Source organism: Agrobacterium sp. El2ro-1b, from assembly GCF_048298475.1.
GTDB classification, from domain to species: domain Bacteria; phylum Pseudomonadota; class Alphaproteobacteria; order Rhizobiales; family Rhizobiaceae; genus Agrobacterium; species Agrobacterium fabrum.
On record NZ_CP103458.1, the window covers coordinates 2,202,024 to 2,220,293 of the forward strand.

The 18,270-nt window shown below is 59.5% G+C and carries 19 protein-coding genes; 9 read left to right on the forward strand and 10 right to left on the reverse strand.

What is annotated here, in order from left to right; all coding sequences use genetic code 11:
- Positions 1-41 precede the first annotated feature (41 nt).
- The 6 genes from NYR50_RS10945 to NYR50_RS10970 form a co-directional block, all read right to left on the reverse strand.
- Positions 42-677 (reverse strand): malonic semialdehyde reductase, encoded by a 636-nt coding sequence (locus NYR50_RS10945; RefSeq protein WP_418135951.1) that lies wholly within the window; start codon positions 675-677, stop codon positions 42-44.
- A gap of 20 nt (positions 678-697) precedes the next feature.
- Complete coding sequence (rutD, locus tag NYR50_RS10950) at positions 698-1,486, reverse strand: pyrimidine utilization protein D (RefSeq protein WP_418135952.1); 789 nt, start codon at positions 1,484-1,486, stop codon at positions 698-700.
- Between the two features lie 12 nt (positions 1,487-1,498).
- Complete coding sequence (rutC, locus tag NYR50_RS10955; protein WP_004443491.1) at positions 1,499-1,885, reverse strand: pyrimidine utilization protein C; 387 nt, start codon at positions 1,883-1,885, stop codon at positions 1,499-1,501.
- Positions 1,886-1,911: 26 nt separating this feature from the next.
- Positions 1,912-2,652 carry a pyrimidine utilization protein B gene (gene rutB, locus NYR50_RS10960; protein ID WP_006312121.1) on the reverse strand — a complete coding sequence of 247 codons (741 nt, stop codon included), beginning with the start codon at positions 2,650-2,652 and terminating at the stop codon, positions 1,912-1,914.
- Positions 2,649-3,740, reverse strand: coding sequence for a pyrimidine utilization protein A (rutA, locus tag NYR50_RS10965; RefSeq protein ID WP_174009268.1), 1,092 nt, complete (start codon positions 3,738-3,740; stop codon positions 2,649-2,651). The genes rutB and rutA overlap by 4 nt, the downstream gene beginning before the upstream one ends.
- 403 nt (positions 3,741-4,143) lie before the next feature.
- A complete protein-coding gene (locus NYR50_RS10970) occupies positions 4,144-4,755 on the reverse strand; it encodes a biliverdin-producing heme oxygenase (protein ID WP_418135953.1) in 612 nt (203 codons plus the stop codon).
- Positions 4,756-5,062: 307 nt separating this feature from the next.
- Here NYR50_RS10970 and NYR50_RS10975 point away from each other — a divergent pair, with 307 nt between their 5' ends.
- The 9 genes from NYR50_RS10975 to NYR50_RS11015 all read left to right on the forward strand — a co-directional run bounded on the left by NYR50_RS10975 (position 5,063) and on the right by NYR50_RS11015 (position 13,984).
- On the forward strand, positions 5,063-5,947 hold the full coding sequence (locus NYR50_RS10975) for a dihydrodipicolinate synthase family protein (protein ID WP_418135954.1): 885 nt from the start codon (positions 5,063-5,065) through the stop codon (positions 5,945-5,947).
- Between the two features lie 20 nt (positions 5,948-5,967).
- A complete protein-coding gene (locus NYR50_RS10980; protein WP_418135956.1) occupies positions 5,968-6,624 on the forward strand; it encodes a GntR family transcriptional regulator in 657 nt (218 codons plus the stop codon).
- Positions 6,625-6,726: 102 nt separating this feature from the next.
- On the forward strand, positions 6,727-8,058 hold the full coding sequence (locus NYR50_RS10985) for an ABC transporter substrate-binding protein (RefSeq protein WP_418135957.1): 1,332 nt from the start codon (positions 6,727-6,729) through the stop codon (positions 8,056-8,058).
- Complete coding sequence (locus tag NYR50_RS10990; RefSeq protein ID WP_418135958.1) at positions 8,058-8,996, forward strand: carbohydrate ABC transporter permease; 939 nt, start codon at positions 8,058-8,060, stop codon at positions 8,994-8,996. Before NYR50_RS10985 ends, NYR50_RS10990 begins: the two co-directional genes overlap by 1 nt.
- A gap of 14 nt (positions 8,997-9,010) precedes the next feature.
- A complete protein-coding gene (locus tag NYR50_RS10995; protein WP_170985890.1) occupies positions 9,011-9,832 on the forward strand; it encodes a carbohydrate ABC transporter permease in 822 nt (273 codons plus the stop codon).
- 27 nt (positions 9,833-9,859) lie between these two features.
- Positions 9,860-10,918: an ABC transporter ATP-binding protein gene (locus NYR50_RS11000; RefSeq protein WP_418135959.1), complete on the forward strand. Its 1,059-nt coding sequence runs from the start codon at positions 9,860-9,862 to the stop codon at positions 10,916-10,918.
- A gap of 20 nt (positions 10,919-10,938) precedes the next feature.
- Positions 10,939-11,898, forward strand: a complete 960-nt coding sequence (locus tag NYR50_RS11005) for a sugar kinase (protein ID WP_418135960.1) — start codon at positions 10,939-10,941, stop codon at positions 11,896-11,898.
- 141 nt (positions 11,899-12,039) lie between these two features.
- Positions 12,040-13,098 (forward strand): P1 family peptidase, encoded by a 1,059-nt coding sequence (locus tag NYR50_RS11010; RefSeq protein WP_418135961.1) that lies wholly within the window; start codon positions 12,040-12,042, stop codon positions 13,096-13,098.
- A 19-nt stretch (positions 13,099-13,117) separates the two neighbouring features.
- Positions 13,118-13,984 carry a D-amino-acid transaminase gene (locus tag NYR50_RS11015; RefSeq protein WP_418135962.1) on the forward strand — a complete coding sequence of 289 codons (867 nt, stop codon included), beginning with the start codon at positions 13,118-13,120 and terminating at the stop codon, positions 13,982-13,984.
- 7 nt (positions 13,985-13,991) lie between these two features.
- Here the strand turns inward: NYR50_RS11015 and NYR50_RS11020 are convergent, their stop codons facing one another.
- From NYR50_RS11020 to NYR50_RS11035, 4 genes are all read right to left on the reverse strand, one after another.
- Positions 13,992-14,888, reverse strand: a complete 897-nt coding sequence (locus tag NYR50_RS11020) for a LysR substrate-binding domain-containing protein (RefSeq protein WP_418135963.1) — start codon at positions 14,886-14,888, stop codon at positions 13,992-13,994.
- An 84-nt stretch (positions 14,889-14,972) separates the two neighbouring features.
- The gene (locus tag NYR50_RS11025; RefSeq protein ID WP_418135964.1) at positions 14,973-16,484 is read right to left on the reverse strand and encodes a serine hydrolase domain-containing protein; all 1,512 of its coding nucleotides are present in this window, start codon (positions 16,482-16,484) and stop codon (positions 14,973-14,975) included.
- 216 nt (positions 16,485-16,700) lie between these two features.
- Complete coding sequence (locus NYR50_RS11030; RefSeq protein WP_418135965.1) at positions 16,701-17,441, reverse strand: ABC transporter ATP-binding protein; 741 nt, start codon at positions 17,439-17,441, stop codon at positions 16,701-16,703.
- Complete coding sequence (locus NYR50_RS11035) at positions 17,438-18,268, reverse strand: ABC transporter ATP-binding protein (RefSeq protein WP_418135966.1); 831 nt, start codon at positions 18,266-18,268, stop codon at positions 17,438-17,440. Before NYR50_RS11035 ends, NYR50_RS11030 begins: the two co-directional genes overlap by 4 nt.
- Positions 18,269-18,270 lie beyond the last annotated feature (2 nt).

Here is an 18,270-nt window from a genome sequence, read left to right on the forward strand (position 1 = left end):
CTAACCCATCCTTCCTTAACAGGCCATCAAGCCAGCACACATCAAGCCAGCACACAGGCGTCTTCAAATCCAAGGCGCGGCAGGCGGCCGAAGAGCTTCGACGGATCGCCATAACCGAGATTGATCAGGAAATTAGACTTCCACGTCGTCCCGGCAAAAAATGCCGCATCCACCTTGCCCTTGTCGAAACCCGACATGGCGCCGGTATCCAGTCCTAGCGCGCGAGCGGCAAGGATCAGATATCCGGCCTGAAGCGTGGCGTTGCGAAAGGCCGTCTCTTCGGCCACCGCCGGGCTGGAAGTGAACCACGAACGCGCATCGGCATGCGGAAACAGTTCCGGCAGTTTCTCGTAGAATTCGCTGTCAATGGCGGCGATGACAGTCACCGGTGCGGCCATGGTCTTTTCGAGATTGCCGGAAGACAGCGCAGGCTTCAGCTTTTCCTTGCCCTCCTGGCTGCGCACGAAGACGAAACGCGCTGGCGAGCAATTGGCTGAGGTCGGTCCCATCTTCGTCAGGTCGTAAAGCGCCTTCAGCGTCTCGTCGCCGATCGGCTTGTCCGTCCAGCCATTGTGGGTGCGTGCTTCGGTGAAAAGCGTTGCCAGTGCCCCGTTGCCCAGTGCCCCGTTGTCCAGTGCCCCGTTGTCCAGTGCATTGTCATCAAGTGCTTTCGTCATCTTGCTCTAAAATCCTGTCATCATATCTGGTCGGCTGGCAGAAGGAACTGCAACAGCCGGGTGTTGAAAAGGTCAGGCTCGGTGATATTGACCGCGTGGGCCCCGAAATCCAAAAGGCAAAGCTCGCTTTGCGGCAATCCCTCCGCCAAACGCAGCGAACGAGTGTACGGAACCAGAAGATCGTCCTTCGTCGCCACCACCAGCACCGGATTGTCGATCTCACCAAGCCGGCTATCGACATCGAAAGCCCGCAGCGCCGCAATACGCCGCAGCACATTCACCTTGCCCTGAAAATGCGCGACGCCATGGGCATCATCCCGCGCCAGCCGCTCCTGATGTTCCGACATCCAGGCCGCCGGATAAAGAAACAGCGGCTGGGCTTTCACGAACGCCTCGACGCCGGATTTTTCCAAAAGCTCGATCCGCACGTCAAAGCAGCGCCCGGAATGCGGATCGGCCTTGCTCCAGGCATTGATGAGCACAAGCTTGTCAATAAGGCCAGGTCGGCGCAGCGCGATATCGAGGCCGATCAGACCGCCAAGCGCATGACCCATGAAGTGGAATTTTTCGAGGTTCAGAGCCGAGACAATCTCCAGCACATCATCCGCCATGGCAGATATGCCGCCATCCTCCGGCACCTCCCCGCCCGTCCTTCCGGTTCCGCGGTGGTCATAGGTGACCACGCGGAAATGACGGGAAAGGAATTCGATCTGCGGCACCCAATAGGCACCGGATCCGCCCAGCCCCGAAGACAAAAGGATGGTGGGCGCCTCGACATTGGTCCGGCCATGAACCTCGAAATGCATCATCTGCCGTCTCGCCTATTTGCCGATATGGGCAACGGTGGCGATTTCCACCAGCGCGTCGGGCTTTACAAGGCCGCACTGGATGCAATATCGCGCAGGTTTGTCGCCGGGGAAATATTCGGCATAGACCGTGTTGACGGCCTGATAATTCGCCCAGTCGGTGATGAAAATGTGGTTCATCGTCACGTCTTCCATCGTGCCGCCGGCGGTTTCGATGACGGACTTGATGGTTTCCAGAACATGGCGGGTCTGGGCGCTGGCATCGCCCACATGCACGACATTATTGTCCTTGTCGAAGGGCAGCGTGCCGGACACATAAACCACGCCATCGGCAAGGGTTCCCGGCGAAAAGGGAGCGATGGGTTTGCTGGTGCCAACAGGCACGATGATCTTCTTCGGCATTTCGTTCTCCTCTTTGTGGTTGGATATCAAGCGCTGACGGGTGCGGCCTGCGAAATGACGCCGCAGAAATCATTGACGGTGGCGACCCAGCCGAAAAATTTCTCGACATTGTAGACCGTCGCCTGCTGGATAAAATCCGGCCCCAGATGATGGGTGGCATCCTCCAGCATCACCCCGAAATATTCGAGATGAAAGGCGTCGCGCAGCGAGCTTTCCACGCAGACATTGGTGGCAATGCCGACGAAGACCAGATTGCGGATACCGCGGGCGCGCAAAACGCTGTCCATATTGGTGTTGAAGAACCCGCTATAACGCGTCTTCGGCACCAGAATATCGCCTGGCTGGGGTTGCAGCTCATCGACAATGGCATAATCCCACGTGCCCTTGGCCAGCAGCTGGCCCTGCAATTCGGGCCTCTTGCGCATGGTCTTAAGCGCATTGGACTTGTGCCAGTTGGGCGAGCCCGGCCCTCCCGCCTCGACATAATCCTTGTCCCAGCCATTCTGGAAATAAATGACCTGAACGCCCGCCGCCCGCGCCGCATCCAGCGTTTTCTTGATGTTGGCGATGGTGCCCTTGGCGCCTGATATGTCGAAACCGGCCAGATCGACGTAACCGCCCTCGGTCGAATAGGCGTTCTGCATGTCGACCACGACAACGGCGGTTTCGCTGGGTTTCAGGGTGATCGGCTCCGGCCTCGCGGGAAGCGTCACGCTTTCCGAGCGGCTTTCAGGTCCCTTATATCCCGCCACGACGGCTTCACTCATTCCGCTGCCTCCAGTTCGGCCAGCACATGCTGGCGGCTCTTCATCAGCGGCTGCACATATTTGCCGAATTTTTCGACGCCCTCGAGGAAGTCGTCAAAGGTCAGCATCACACCGCCCGTGCCCGGCACTTCGCTCATCTCATCGAGCATCGCCGCCACTTCCTCATAGGAGCCGATCAGCGTTCCCATATTGATGTTGACCGCCGAGACGGGATTGGACATATGCCGCACATTGGTGTCGGAGCCGGATTTGGTGTCGACGGCGCTTTGCAGGCCGAGCCACTTGATGGCGTCCTCATCCGCGCCCGCCTTGTAATGCTCCCACTTCGCCCAGGCGTCTTCGGATTTTTCCTCGGCAAGCACCATCGTCAGCACGACGGATTTCACCTCGCGGCCGGACTTTTCCGTCGCCGCCAGCAGCCGCTCATTGGTGGGCGCGAAGGCCTTCGGTGTATTGACGCCAACACCGAAGCAGAAGCTGTAATCGGCAAACTTGGCCGAAAATGCCATGCCGGAATTGGAAGAGCCGGCGCAGATGAGCTTCACATCGCCCTGCGGCACCGGTTTCATGCGGCAATCCTCCATCTTGAAGAACTTGCCGTTAAAATCCGATTGCCCGTCCGTCAGCAACTCTTTCAGAACGGTGGTGTATTCGCCGAGATATTCGTAGCGGTCGCCGAAATAGTCATCGCCCGGCCACAACCCCATCTGGCTATATTCCGGCCGCTGCCAGCCGGTAATCAGGTTGATACCGAAACGGCCGCCGGAAATGGAATCGATCGTCGTCGCCATGCGGGCAACAATGGCCGGCGGCATGACCAGCGTGGCGGCGGTGCCGAACAGCTTGATCTTGGAAGTGACGGCGGCAAGGCCTGCCATCAACGTGAAGGACTCCAGATTATAGTCCCAGAATTCGGTCTTGCCGCCAAAGCCGCGGAGCTTGATCATCGACAGCGCGAAGTCGAAACCATATTGCTCCGCCTTCAGCGTGATCGCCTTGTTGAGATCAAAGCTCGGCTTGTATTGCGGCGCGTTTTCGGAAAGAAGCCACCCATTGTTCCCGATCGGGATAAAAACACCAACTTCCATTTTGCAGTTCCCTTTTTAACGTCAGGTGTCTCCTGACTTGACAAAAAGAGTAGCAGGTTCTGTGCCAGACCAAATAAAATAATTTTATCAAATGGATAAAATTTTGGGGCGCATCGAGCCTTTACCAAAAGATAAAATTTTTATCATTTGGTAAAAATATTTGCCTGTTTATTCGGCAGAAATGAGTGCTGGAGGCATAGGAGAGGGGCTCTCGCAGTAAGTCCGAAAGTGCCGCAAAGCTCGCCTCACACTCTGCGTCATCCTCGGGCTTGTCCCGAGGGTCTAATCATGTCGCGTAAAATCAATCGGTTGCAGATCCTCGGGACAAGCCCGAGGATGACGAAGTACCGTTTCAGGAACTACGATCAACCCGCGATAGCTCTCTTGAAGCTATGCCAAAACCTCAACCCAGCCGCTGCTGCGCATAGGCATGAACCGCCCGGAAAGCAGCCCCAGCACCAGCGACGACGCGCTCTTCCTCTTCCACCGTCAGCGAAATTTCATCGAGCGCGGCGGTGAAGGTGCGCCAGTGGAGGCCGCGTCCTTCCGGTGCGCCGGCCAGATGGCGCGCGCCGAATTCTTCGGTCAGGCCAAGCTTGGCCGCATCTTTCAGAAGGAAAGCCGCACCGAGATTGGAGCCTTCGACCACATAAAGCCAACCCATCGCTTCTGGCAGATCAAAGGGCGTTTCGCCGGTGAAACGGGCATCCTTGGTTTCGGGAATGGCGAGGCCGAGATCGGCAAGGTCCTGTTCGATCATCGCCAGACGACGGCGACCTTTGAGGTCGGGAAGCAGGCCATCCAGCGTGGCATTGGAAAAGAAAACATCGAGATCGCGATGGAAAAGATATTGCGTTTCGACGAACTTGCCGAAGTTCTCCCGGCTCTCGAACGGCTTTGCGGCCATGATGAAGCTATCGAGATCACCATGCGCGCCGCGCGTCGCTGCCTTCAGGCGCTTGACGCGGCTTTGCTCTATCTCTGCTACAGGCGCTGCCGGCTCCGCAATGGTCATGATGATGGTCCCTTATCCCTATATTCAGACTGCCTGATAAAAATCTTTACTCCAACAGTCAAATTTTATTTTCGCATTTTTTCTTCTCCTTGCCGGTGAGGCTTGCGTGTCTCGCACCGCGATAAACCCATGCCCATCCGGATCGACCCAATCACTCCTCCTCGGTCCTCGCAGACCCACCCCCGAACTCGTTTCCCAAGCAAACTCCTTCACACTCATGCTCCGAACAATCATATTGCAATTAGCTCTTTACAACTAACATGTCAGTATGCCATCAATCCGTTGTCACCTTGGAGGAGCATCTTAATTGACCCAGAAATTCGGCCTTTCGGCAGCCCTGACGACACCTTTCAAAACGGACGGAACGGTCGATATCGATGCCATGATCGCCCATGCGCGCCGCTGCTTGTCCAATGGCTGCGACAGCGTCACCCTCTTCGGCACGACAGGTGAAGGCTGCTCCGTCGGCAGCCGCGAACGGCAGGCGATCCTCTCCAGCTTCATCGCAGCAGGCATTGCGCCGTCGCGCATCGTTACCGGTGTTCTGGTGGATTCTATCGAGGATGCTGCAGACCAGTCGGCCGAAGCGCTGAAAGCCGGCGCGCGCAATATTCTGCTCGCCCCGCCCTCCTATTTCAAGAATGTCAGCGATGACGGCCTGTTTGCCTGGTTCTCGGCTGTCTTTTCGAAGATCGGCAAGGATGCACGCGACATTCTCGTCTACAACATCCCCTCCGTGACCATGGTAACGCTGTCCGTCGAGCTGGTGGGACGGCTGAAGGCCGCATTTCCGGGCATCGTCACTGGCGTCAAGGATTCCTCCGGCAACTGGAGCCATACCGAGCGCCTGCTGAAGGAACATGGCGATCTCGCCATCCTGATCGGCGACGAGCGTGATCTCGCCAGGGGCGTTCGCCTCGGTGGCCAGGGCGCCATCTCCGGCGTTGCCAATTTCCTGACGCAGGAAGTGCGCGCCATGGCCGTCGATGGCAAGGACGATCCGCGTATTGTCGATCTTGTTGTGGAACTTCTCAAATTCCCGGTTACGCCTGCCGTCAAGGTGCTGGTATCACACACGACAGGGGAAACTATCTGGTCGGATGTGCGTGCACCACTCGTCGCCATTTCACCGGAAGACCGCCAGCAGATCGAAGGCGCATTCGACGCGCTGTTTCGCAGGCAGGCCGCCTGAACAAAGCTGAAAGGTTGAGCATGGACGATACCGGCGAACAGACATTGCGGGAACGGGCGTATGAGAGCTTTACGCATCACCTTCTCTCGCGTGATGTTCGTCCAGGGCAATTCATCTCGCAGCGCCGGCTCGTGGAACTGACGGGTCTGCCGCTCGGCGCGATCCGGGAGGCAATTCCGCGGCTGGAGGCGGAAGGTCTGATCAAGACCGTGCCGCAGCGGGGATTGCAGGTCGCCCATATCGACATCAACCTCATCCGCGAGGCGTTCCAGTTCCGTATCCTTCTCGAAAAAGAAGCTGTGGCGAACTTTACCCGTTCGGCTTCCGACGAGGCCATCGCGACGCTCCTGAAACAGCATCGCGATATTGCCGAAGCAGCTGACAATGGCGGGGAATCGCCGGAGCTGGATCAGCATGCGCAGCAGGTGGACTGGGGCATGCACGACGCCTTCATCGATAGTCTTGGTAATTCGATCATCTCGAATGCCTACCGCGTCAATTCCATCAAGATGCGCCTCATCAATCAGGAGCGCTTTCGCATCGCCGGCCATGTGAAGTCGGTGATGAAGGAACATCTCGCCATTCTCGAAGCCATCGAGAGGCGATCCGTTGAAGAGGCCGTGGAACGGCTGACCGCCCATATCCGCAACGCAAGGGACAGGGCGCTGGCGGTCTAAGGCAACTCCAGCAGGGACTAAAAAGGGTCTGCGCTGGACTTGCAGGAAATAAGCAACAAGCCGGGGTGAGGAGAATTTCCGGCTAACTGGAGGAGAACAGACATGACGCATTCCTTGCTCAACCCCACGCGCCGCGCCTTTCTGGCAGGCACGGCCGCGATTGGCGGCAGCGCGATGCTGGGCATTCGCCCGGCATCGGCAGCGGTGAACTGGAAAAAACACGCCGGCACCACGCTTGAAGTCAACCTGGTCAAAAGCCCGCGCAGCGAAACGCTGATCAAATATCTCGGCGAATTCGAAGAACTGACCGGCATCAAGGTCAATGCCGAAGCAACCCCGGAACAGCAACAGCGCCAGAAGGTGGTGATCGAGCTTTCCTCCGGCAAGCCAAGCTTCGACGTCGTGCATCTGAGCTACCACGTGCAAAAGCGCCAGTTCGAAAAGGGCAAGTGGCTGGCCGATATCAGCGGCTTCCTGAAGGATCCGTCGCTGACCGATCCGTCGCTCGTCGAGAAGGACTTTGCCGAAGCTGGCATGCTGTTTGCCAAGGATAGCGACGGCGTGCTGCGCTCGCTGCCCTTCTCGGTGGATTACTGGATTGTCTACTGGAACAAGGAACTCTTCGAAGCCAAGGGCCTGAAATACCCTGAGACCTTCGAGGAACTGGTGACGGCGGCGGAAAAGATCACCGATCCCGCAACCAACACCTATGGTTTCGTCGCCCGTGGTCTGAAGAACGCCAATACCCCGGTCTGGACCTCGCTGATGCTGGGTTATGGCGCAAAGCCGATCGGTGCGGACGGAAAGATCGACACCGAATCCAAGGAAGCGGTGGAAGCGGCAGCGCTCTATCAGCGCCTGATGACCAAGGCCGCCCCTCCCGGCGTGTCCGGCTTCAACTGGGCGGAAGCGCAGTCGGCCTTCCTGCAGGGCAAGATCGGCATGTGGTTCGATGGCGTCGGTTTTGCCCCGCCGATCGAGAACCCGGAAAAATCCCGCGTCGTCGGCAAGGTCGGTTACGGCGTCATGCCGAAGGGCCCCGCTGCGCAGGCCGCCGGCACATTCGGCGATGGTCTCGGTGTGGTCGAAGCCAGCAGCAAGAAGGAAGCCGCCTATCTCTTCTGCCAATGGGCAATCTCGCACGATATGGGTGCGCGCCTGCTGCAGGCGGGTGCCGGCGTTCCGTTCCGCCAGTCGATCCTCGAGGACCAGAAGGTCCGTGAAGGGGTGAAGATGCCGGCCGCCTGGCTGGATGCGGTTGTCGGTTCCGGCAAGGTCTCGCAGCTTGCCCTGCCGGTCATCATTCCGGTGACGGAATTCCGCGACATCTACGGCGTCGGCCTCACCAACATGATCGGCGGCGCCGACCCGGCAACCGAACTGAAAAAGGCAACGGAACAATTCGCACCCGTTCTGGCACGTAGCGAGGGATAATGGCCTCCGTGAGCATCGAAAATACCAAAACAGGCGTCAGTCGCGCAGAAGGGAGCAGGCCGCCAAGGCTTGCTCCCAACTACTGGCCCTTCGTCATACCGGCACTGGTGGTCATTTCGGCTGTCATCGTTTTTCCATGGGTCTTCACCCTCTGGATGAGCGTGCACCGCTGGACACTCGGGCAGGAGCAGAGCTTTATCGGTTTTGATAATTATATCAGGCTCACCAGCGATCTCAGGTTCTGGGAATCGCTGTGGCACACGCTCATCTATACCGTGCTGTCGGTTGTCGCTCCCCTGTTCCTCGGAACTTTGGCGGCGCTGGTTTTCGATGCGCAGTTTCCGCTGCGCGGTTTTCTGCGCGGCGTCTTCGTGATGCCGATGATGGCGACCCCTGTCGCCATCGCGCTCGTCTGGACCATGATGTTCCACCCGCAGCTCGGCGTTTTGAACTATCTGCTTTCGCTCATCGGCATCGGGCCGCTGGAATGGATCTACAACCAGTCCACCGTCATCCCCTCGCTGGTGCTGGTGGAAACCTGGCAATGGACGCCGCTCGTCATGCTGATCGTGCTCGGTGGTCTCGCCGCCGTACCACGTGAGCCCTATGAAAGTGCTGAAATCGACGGCGCCAACGCCTGGCAGAAGTTCCGTTACCTGACCATGCCGATGATCGCGCCGTTTCTGATGATCGCCGTCATCATCCGCTCCATCGATGCCGTCAAAAGCTTCGACATCATCTATGCGATGACGCAGGGCGGCCCCGGCACAGCGTCTGAAACCATCAACATCTATCTCTATAATACGGCGTTTTCCTATTACGACATCGGATACGGCTCGGCCATGGCTGTCGTCTTCTTCGTCATCATCGTGGCGCTGTCCTTCGTGCTTCTGATGGTGCGCCAGCGCTCGCAATGGAACGAGATGGAGGAACACTGATGTCCACAAAGATCCTGAAACGCAAAAATCTCGACCGCATCGGCCTGTTCTTCGTGGCGCTGGTGATGATCTCGCCGGTCATCCTGTTCTTCATCTGGATGATCTCGCTGTCGCTGAAATATGAAATCGACAACGGCGCCTATCCGCCGATCCTCATCCCCGAACGTTTCGCATGGTCGAACTATGTGAAGGTGTTCGAGGAAAATAATTTCTTCCTCTATTTCTGGAATTCGGTCCTTGTCACCGGAGCGGCGACCATTCTGGCGCTCGTCATCGGCGTGCCAGCCGGTTATGGCATCGCAAGGCTGAAGGCGGAAAAATCCGCTGTTGTCATCATGATCGCCCGCATGACGCCCGGCCTCTCTTTCCTCATTCCGCTGTTCCTGTTGTTCCAATGGCTGAACCTCTTGGGCACGCTCTGGCCGCAGATCATCATCCATCTGGTGGTCACGGTGCCAATCGTCGTCTGGATCATGATCGGTTATTTCGAGACCACGCCGAAGGAGCTGGAAGAGGCGGCAAGCATCGATGGCGCATCCTCCTGGCAGGTGTTCCGGCTGGTGGCGCTGCCGATTGCCAAGCCCGGCATCGTCGTCTCCTTCATCCTCGCCGTCATCTTCTCGTGGAACAACTTCGTCTTCGGCATCGTGCTGGCCAGCCGTGAAACGCGCACCCTGCCGGTCGCGGTCTACAACATGCTGTCCTTCGAACAGGTGAGCTGGGGACCGCTTGCTGCAGCCGCGCTGATCGTGACGCTGCCAGTACTGCTGCTGACCATGTTCGCACAGAAACAGATCGTGGCGGGTCTCACCGCCGGCGCCGTCAAGGGCGGCTGAATTCAAATTATAACGGGAACCAAAAACATGGCACCGGTCAATATTCAAAACGTCCAGAAGCGCTTCGGCTCGGTCAACGTCATCCACGGCATCGATATCGACATCAAGGATGGCGAATTCGTCGTCCTCGTTGGCCCTTCCGGCTGCGGCAAATCCACCCTGCTGCGCATGATTGCAGGGCTGGAAGAGCTGAGCGATGGCGAAATCCACATCGGCCCGCGCGAGGTCAGCCACCTGCCCGCCCGCGATCGCGATATCGCCATGGTCTTCCAGAACTACGCGCTTTACCCGCATATGACGGTGAAGGATAATATGGGCTTCGCGCTGAAGCTGAAGAAGGTCAGTGCCGAAGAAACCAGGGCCAAGGTGGACAGAGCCGCCGCCATCCTGGGGCTGGAGAAACTGCTCGACCGTTATCCGCGCCAGCTTTCCGGCGGCCAGCGCCAGCGTGTCGCCATGGGCCGCGCTCTGGTGCGCGATCCGCAGGTCTTCCTGTTCGATGAGCCACTTTCCAACCTCGATGCCAAGCTGCGGGTGCAGATGCGCGGCGAGATCAAGGCCATGCACCAGCGCATCGGTACCACCACCATTTATGTTACCCACGACCAGGTGGAAGCCATGACCATGGCTGACAAGATCGTGGTGCTGCATGATGGCGTGATCGAACAGATCGGCGCGCCGCTCGAGCTTTACGACAATCCCGCCAACCTCTTCGTTGCCGGCTTCATCGGCTCACCCGCCATGAATTTCATTCGCGGCCGGGTGGAGGAAGGCGTCTTCCGTACCATAAAAGGCCTCAGCCTGCCGCTGCCCGCCCATGCCGATATCGGCAAGCTCGGCGGCCGCGACCTCGTCTACGGCGTGCGGCCGGAACATATCCGCGCCGCCGAGAGTGGTATCGAAGGCCGGGTCGAACTGGTTGAAGGCACCGGCTCGGAAATCTACGCCAAGCTCAATTGCAAGGGCGATGAGATCGCCTGCCTGTTCCGCGAGCGGCTCAATGTCCGCTTCGGCGATACGATCCACATTGCCATTGATCCGGCAACGGTGCATCTGTTCGACAAGGACAGCGGCAAGCGCATCTGAACACGACAGGAGCGAAGGGAATGGTAAAGGAACCGGGCGGCAAGCATGTGCTCTGCGTGGGCGCCGCCGTGCTCGACACCCTGTTTCGCGTGGCAGACATGCCGAAGGGCGAAGGCAAGGTTCTGCCCTATGAGATGCTGCAGATCGCCGAAGGCATGGCGTCGAGTGCCGCTTATGCCGTTCATCGCATGGGCGGCCGCGCCAGCCTCTGGGGTGCGGTGGGCGACGACGAAACCGGTACCCGCATCCTTCGCGATCTGAGTGAAAGCGGCATCGACACGTCAGGCATGACGGTTGCGCCCGGCGCGCGCTCGGCCCTGTCGACGATCATTATCGATAACAGGGGCGAACGGCTGATCGTGCCTTTCTACGATCATCGCCTTCACGAGAAAAAACGCCCCTGCACGCCGGAGGATATTGCTCCCTTTGATGCGGTTCTGGTTGATGTGCGCTGGCCGGAACTGGCGCTTGATGTGCTCACCGTGGCGCGTGCGCTTGGCAAACCCGCCATTCTGGATGGCGATGTTGCGCCGGTGGAAACACTGGAAAAGCTTGCGCCCGCCGCAACCCATATCGTCTTTTCCGAACCCGCCGCCGCCCGGCTGACCGGGCTTGAAACGGTGAGAGACATGCTGCCGGTGCTGCATGCCCGTTATCCGCAAACCTTCATCGCCGTCACTGCCGGTCCGCAAGGCTGCTGGTGGACGGAAGCCGGCGATCCCGCGGTGCATTTCCAGACGACGATGCAGGTCAAGGCGGTGGATACGCTGGCGGCTGGTGATATCTTCCACGGCACCTTCGCGCTTGCCATCGCCGAAGGCATGCAAAGCCGCGCCGCCATCCGCCTCTCCTCCGTTGCCGCCGCGCTCAAATGCACGGTCTTCGGCGGCCGGGCCGGCGCGCCCAAGAGAGCAGAGGCAGAAGAAGCGATGCGGCAATGGCTGGAACGTGAAGGCGAACCTGCGCTGCGCGCCTCCTGAGCGCATCCATTGCCCGCATAAAACTATTCCATTTTTGCGATGCCGTTTCCCGGTGAACTAGGCTAACGTCAAGTCAGAGCAAGGCTTTTCGCAAGCCGCGCCTGTTCCACCTTGCCTGCATTCCGCAAAAGTGATCGCCCGATGCACCAGACGACCCGCCCGAGATTGCGCGATATCGGTTTCCGGCCCGGCCATTTCGAGACCGGCCCGCTCAACGCCATCACCGATGTCGAAGGCGTGACTATTGGCCATTCGACCGTGATCGAAGGCGAGACGATCCGCACTGGCGCAACCGCGATCCTGCCGCATGGCGGTAATCTCTTTCAGGATAAGGTGCCCGCCGCTTTCGCCGTTTATAACGGCTTCGGCAAATTTGTCGGCTCGACCCAGATCGAGGAACTCGGCGAACTCGAAACACCAATCATCCTCACCAATACGCTGGCGACAGGCCGGGCCATCGAGGCGATCAACCGCCATACGCTGGCGCAGCCGGGCAATGAGAAGGTCGTCTCGATCAATGCCGTCGTCGGCGAAACCAACGATTCCCGCCTGAACGACATCCGTGCCGGCCGCCCGACCGTCGATGAGATATCAGCCGCGCTCAAAAACGCTGCCACAGGTCCGGTGGCCGAGGGCGGCGTTGGTGCTGGAACCGGTACGGTCGCTTTCGGCATGAAAGGCGGCATCGGCACCGCGTCGCGCCGCGTCACCATTCCCGGTCAGGCCTACACCATCGGCATTCTCGTGCAATCCAATTACGGCGGCCATCTGCTGGTCTGCGGCAAGCCCTATGTGAGCCCGGAACACAAAGACAAGGATGGCTCGATCGTTATCATCGTCGCCACCGACGCGCCGCTCTCCTCCCGCAATCTGAAGCGCCTCGCGGCCAGAAGCTTCGGTGGACTGGCGCGCACAGGTGCGGCACTCAGCAACGGTTCCGGTGATTACGCCCTGGCATTTTCCACCGATGAGCGTCTTCGCCGCACACCCGCGCGCCGCAGGGCGGTGACGGAATATCCCGAGCTTTCCAACGATGCGATTTCACCCCTCTTCGAAGCCGCGATAGAGGCAACGGAGGAAGCGATCCTCAATTCGCTCTGCGCAGCGACCACGACCACGGGATTCAATGCCGGCACCGGCAAGGCCTCCACGGTTGAGGCCATTTCTATCGACACGCTTAAAACCCTTCTTTCAGCCTGATCTTCCAGACGGAGTTTTCATGACCAGCCCATCCGGCCGCATCGTTTACGTCAACGGCGAATTCCTGCCCGAGGCAGACGCCCGCCTTTCCATCTTCGACCGCGGTTTCCTGTTCGGCGACGGCATTTATGAAGTCACGTCGGTTCTGGAAGGCAAGCTGATCGACAGCGACCTGCATATGGCCCGGCTGGAACGCAGCGCCCGCGAAATCGATGTGCCGCTGCCGGTCACCACCAGGGAAATCGTCGAGGCGGAGCGCCGCCTGATCGCCGACAACAACCTCGTCGAAGGCATGATCTATCTGCAGCTGACGCGTGGTGCAGAAGACCGTAACTTCCTGTTCTCCGCCGATCTGAAACCGACACTGGTCATGTTCACTCAGGCCAAGAAGCTGATCGGCACACCCGTCGAAGAAGCCGGCATCGCCGTCAAATCCGTTCCAGACCAGCGCTGGGAACGCCGCGATATCAAGACCGTCTGCCTGCTCCCACAGGTTATGGCAAAACGCATCGCCAAGGCCGAAGGTTGTGACGAGGCGTGGATGATCGAGGATGGTTTCGTCACCGAAGGCGCGTCCTCGACCGCCTACATCGTCACCGCCGATAAAAAGATTATCACCCGTGGCAACAGCAACAAGACCCTGCCCGGCTGCACCCGTCTTGCCGCCCTGCAACTGGCCAAGGAAGCCGGTTTCACGCTGGAAGAACGCCCCTTCACGCTGGAAGAAGCGTTGAACGCCGACGAGGCCTGCCTCACCAGCGCCTCCAACTTCGTGGTTTCGGTCACGAAGATCGACGGCAAGCCGGTGGGTAACGGCAAGCCCGGCCCGATGGTGAGCCGCCTGCGCGCCCTCTACCTCGAAAACGCCCGCCGCACGGCCATCTAAACAGGCTCTAGTCTTCGAGAACCGCCCATATGCGCTCGACAACGGGCCGGCGGTTCTCCTTCGAGCGATAAAGTCTGATATCGACGGCAATATCGAAACTGGGATCGGCAGCGCGCACCAGGGCGCCGTTATCCAGCTCGTGGCGCATCAGGCTTTCCGGCACCCAGGCGACCCCCCAGCCGGCCATTGCCATCGCTTTCAGCCCCACCGACATGCTGCCCTCATGCACCCGCTCGTATTGCGGCAGCCGCGCGCTCAAGAGATCGCGCAGCAGCGGCCCGAAGAACGAGGCCTTTTCATAATCCAGATAGGCAAAGGGTTTTTTCGCATTTTCCACCAGCGCATGCAGCGGTGCGCCATCCTGTGTTGGCGCTGAAACTGGAATGATGTTTTCCGCGCCGAGCACGCGGAATTCGAATAGCTGCGCATCGAGCAGCATCGGCACTTCGTGATGGGCATAGGTCAGAAGAAAATCGCTCTGCCCGTCCACCAGTGAATTGAGGTTTTCCTCCATGCTGCCGGAATCCGGCCGCAGAACGGAAAACAGCGGTCCCGCCTTTTCGTTCACGCGCTTCAGCCAGTCGGGAAAGAAGGTGAAGGACAGGGTATGCAGGGCCGTCAACCGAACGGTTCTGGCATCGGCTCCTTCTTCCTGCAGCAGCGTGCGCCGCGCATGGTAAAGCTGCTTCAGCGTCTCCTGCGCCACCGGCACGAACTTCGCCCCGGCCTCCGTCAGCCGCGACGGATAGGAGGCGCGATCGACCAGCGTCGCACCCACCCAGGCTTCCAGCTGCTTGATGCGCCGGCTGAAGGCGGATTGCGTCACATGCCGCTCATCCGCGGCCTTCGAAAAATTGAGCGTTCCGGCCAGCGCCAGGAAATCCTCGAGCCATTTGACTTCCAAGGCGCGCACTCCCAACAAAAACATCTGTTCCGTCTACGCGGAAAGCGTCTTTATTAGGATCAACCTGCTGCGAATGAAACCCTTTTAAAGGCCCCTCGAATATTCGATCATCCGCGCCCGGCTGGAAACCAGTTCGATCCTGTCGTCACCCAGCCGGTTGAGGCACACACGCTTTGTCCACGGCCCGTCGATCAGGGTGAAAAGGAAACGACCATTGCCGAGCGCTGTGAGCGGCATGCTGTTGCGCGTCGGGCCGATGCCCATCGTCAGCGACGAACCGCTGATCGAAAATTCGGCACCCTCATCCAAACGCCATGTTCCCGACAGATCATCCGGCACGGCATGCTCGCCAACAGGCAGGAAGCGGCGGGCGGCGTGGCCGGCCTCGCCAATGATCGCTTCGCCATCGAACCTCAACCGCATGGGCGAGGAGGCGGAACGCGACGAGACCCAGCCGTCGGCATCCTCGTAAAGCGTGTCGTCACCATCGATGAAAGTGGATGTGCTGCCCTTGATCTCCAGCCACCACGGTCCGCTTTCGGTTACATAGAGGCCTTCCGGCAGACTGGCCGCGGGTTTCGGCAAAGGCAGGCCGGTGAGGGCCGCCATGCTTTCCAGCGCGATCTTGAAACCGTTGGTATCCTCGCGGTTGGAAACCACCACGAAACCCGTACCGTTTTCAGGGTCGAGCAGGAAATAGGTCTTGTAGCCCGGATGCGAACCGCCATGGCCAACAAAACGCCGCTCGCCGAGATGCGACCAGCGAAGGCCAAGCCCATATTCGCTCATCCGCCCGTCGGCAAGCGGCCGCTCGGCGGAGAGCCTGTCCAGAACACCGGCAAAACTGCCCTCACCCCGCATCAAGCCCTGCAGCCAGCGGGTCAGCGCCTGGGCGCTGCCGGCAAGGCTGCCAGAAGCGGAAATATGCAGGCCGGCGGCGGAAAGCTGCCAGCTCTCTTCGGACTTCCAGTAACCCGGCACGAGACCATCGACAGGATCGTTCCAGACGTCAGGCGCCTTCAGGAAAACCGCAAACGGACCGGCAATCTGTGCCTGCACAAAATCATCTAAACGGAACCCATGGCGCTCCAGCACCGCTTCCACCAGACGATAGCCTGTATTGGAATAGGACACCTCGCTACCGGCTGCGAAATTCAGCCGGGTCAAGCGCGTGAGATAATCGAGAAGCGGGCCGGCCTTCGTTTGGGTGTAGACGGAAAGACCAAGCAGCGACAGGCATTCGCGCGTATCCGGCAACCCGCCACTCATGTCCAGTGCCTGCCCGACGGTGACATCGCGAAGCGGCGCCTGCAGCTCCGGCAGATGTTTGCCGAGCGGATCATCAAGCCCGATCAAATCGGAATGGGCCAGCACCATGGCGCAGAAGGCGTGTTTGGTGACGGAGGCATAACGCACCACGCTTTGCGGCGTGAAGGGTGCGAAGGTGGAGAGGCTTTCCACGCCGCCGGCATGGGCGAAACGGATGCCGTTAAGATCGAAACCGATAACGGCGCCGCCCGGCTCGTTACCCGCCCATTGCGAGACGAAGCTCTGCGAAAGGGTTGAAGCGGCGTTCCAGTCGAATTGCTGTGGCATAGCTCGGTCTCGCGTCTTTGTGGTCTTTGCAGAAAGCCTCGACATCGCGGCTCGTTTCTTCTCCCCGCCGGGGAGAAGGTGGCCCGAAGGGTCGGATGAGGGGGGGCAACGCCAGCGATATGCGGAGCGCTTGCCCCCTCATCCCGCTGCCGCGGACTTCTCCCCGGCGGGGAGAAGAAGCGAGCCGCACCCGCCCGATTTATTTGCGACGTAGGCTCAGGCCGGTTCTTCCAGCCGGATGCTCAAACTGCGCAGTTCTTCCGTATGCGGATGTGTCGTGCGGCCCTCACGCAGATCACCCGCACTCAGTTGCTCCACCATGTCCCCGTTCAGCATCACGCCAACCTGCGGGCACAGATGCGCGATAACAGCCAGATTGTGGCTGACGAGAATATAGGTGAGGTTGCGCGCCGCGCGCAGGTCCTGCAACAGGTTCAGGATTTCCGCCTGCACCGAAACATCAAGCGCCGAAGTCGGCTCATCGAGCAGCAGCACCTCAGGGTCGGCGATCAGCGCACGGGCAATCGCCACGCGCTGGCGCTGGCCGCCGGAGAGCTGGTGCGGAAAGCGGAAACGCACCGCCTGCGGCAGCGCCACATCCGACAAGGCCTGCTGGATGCGTTTTTCGATATTGTCCATGCCATGCACCAGCGGCAATTCGCTGAGAATACGGTCGATGGTCTGGCGTGGATGCAGCGAACCATAAGGATCCTGAAACACCATCTGCACCTGCCGGAAGAAGTCCGGCGTGCGCTTCAGCGGCGCGTCCTTGCCGGCAAAGGCGATGCGGCCTTCCCAGCTTTCATTGAGGCCCGCCATGGCGCGCAGAATGGTGGATTTGCCCGAACCGCTTTCACCGACGATGCCGAAGCTGCCACCCTTTTCCACTGAAAAGGAGACGCCCTTCACCACTTCGCGGTCGCCGAACTTGATACGGAGGTTTTCGACGTCGATCATTGGCTGGACCACGCTGCATCACGGTTGAGAACGGGAAGACGCTCGCGCGGATGCGTCAGCGAGGGAATGCAGTTCAGAAGTCCCTTTGTGTAGGGATGTTCGGCTTTCAGGAGTTCGGACGCCTTCAGCTCCTCCATCACCCGGCCGGAATACATGACAGCCACGCGGTCGCAGAAATGCGAAACGAGCGGCAGGTCGTGGCTGATGAGAATGAGGCCCATGCCGCGTTCCGACACCAGCTCCTCGATCAGCCGCAGGATTTCCGCCTGCACCGTGGCGTCGAGCGCGCTGGTCGGCTCGTCGGCGATCAGCAATTCTGGATCGGGCGCCAGCATCATGGCGACCATCACGCGTTGGCCCATGCCGCCGGAAACCTCATGCGCATAGGACGAGGCAACCTGACGCGGATTGCGGATCTTCACCTGATCGAGCAGCGCAATCGCCGCTTCCATGGCTGCCCGCTTACTGCCGCCCTTGTGAGCGCGCCAGGCTTCCGCGATCTGTGCACCCATGGTCTTGACCGGATTCAGCGAATATTTCGGATCCTGAAGGATGAAACCAGCCCGTTTTCCCCGGATCTGGCGCATCTGCTTTTCACTGGCGGAGAGCACGTCGATACCGTCGAAAGCGAGCTTGTCGGCCCGGATATCGGCATTGGAGGGCAGAAGCTTCATCAGCGCCCGCGCCGTCAGGCTCTTGCCGGAACCGGATTCGCCGACAATGCCGAGTTTTTCGGTGCCGAGCTTCATGGACACACCACGCACCGCCTCGAAACGGCTGGTGCGGGTCTGGAAGGCGATCTTCAGATTGTCGATTTCGACCAGCATGG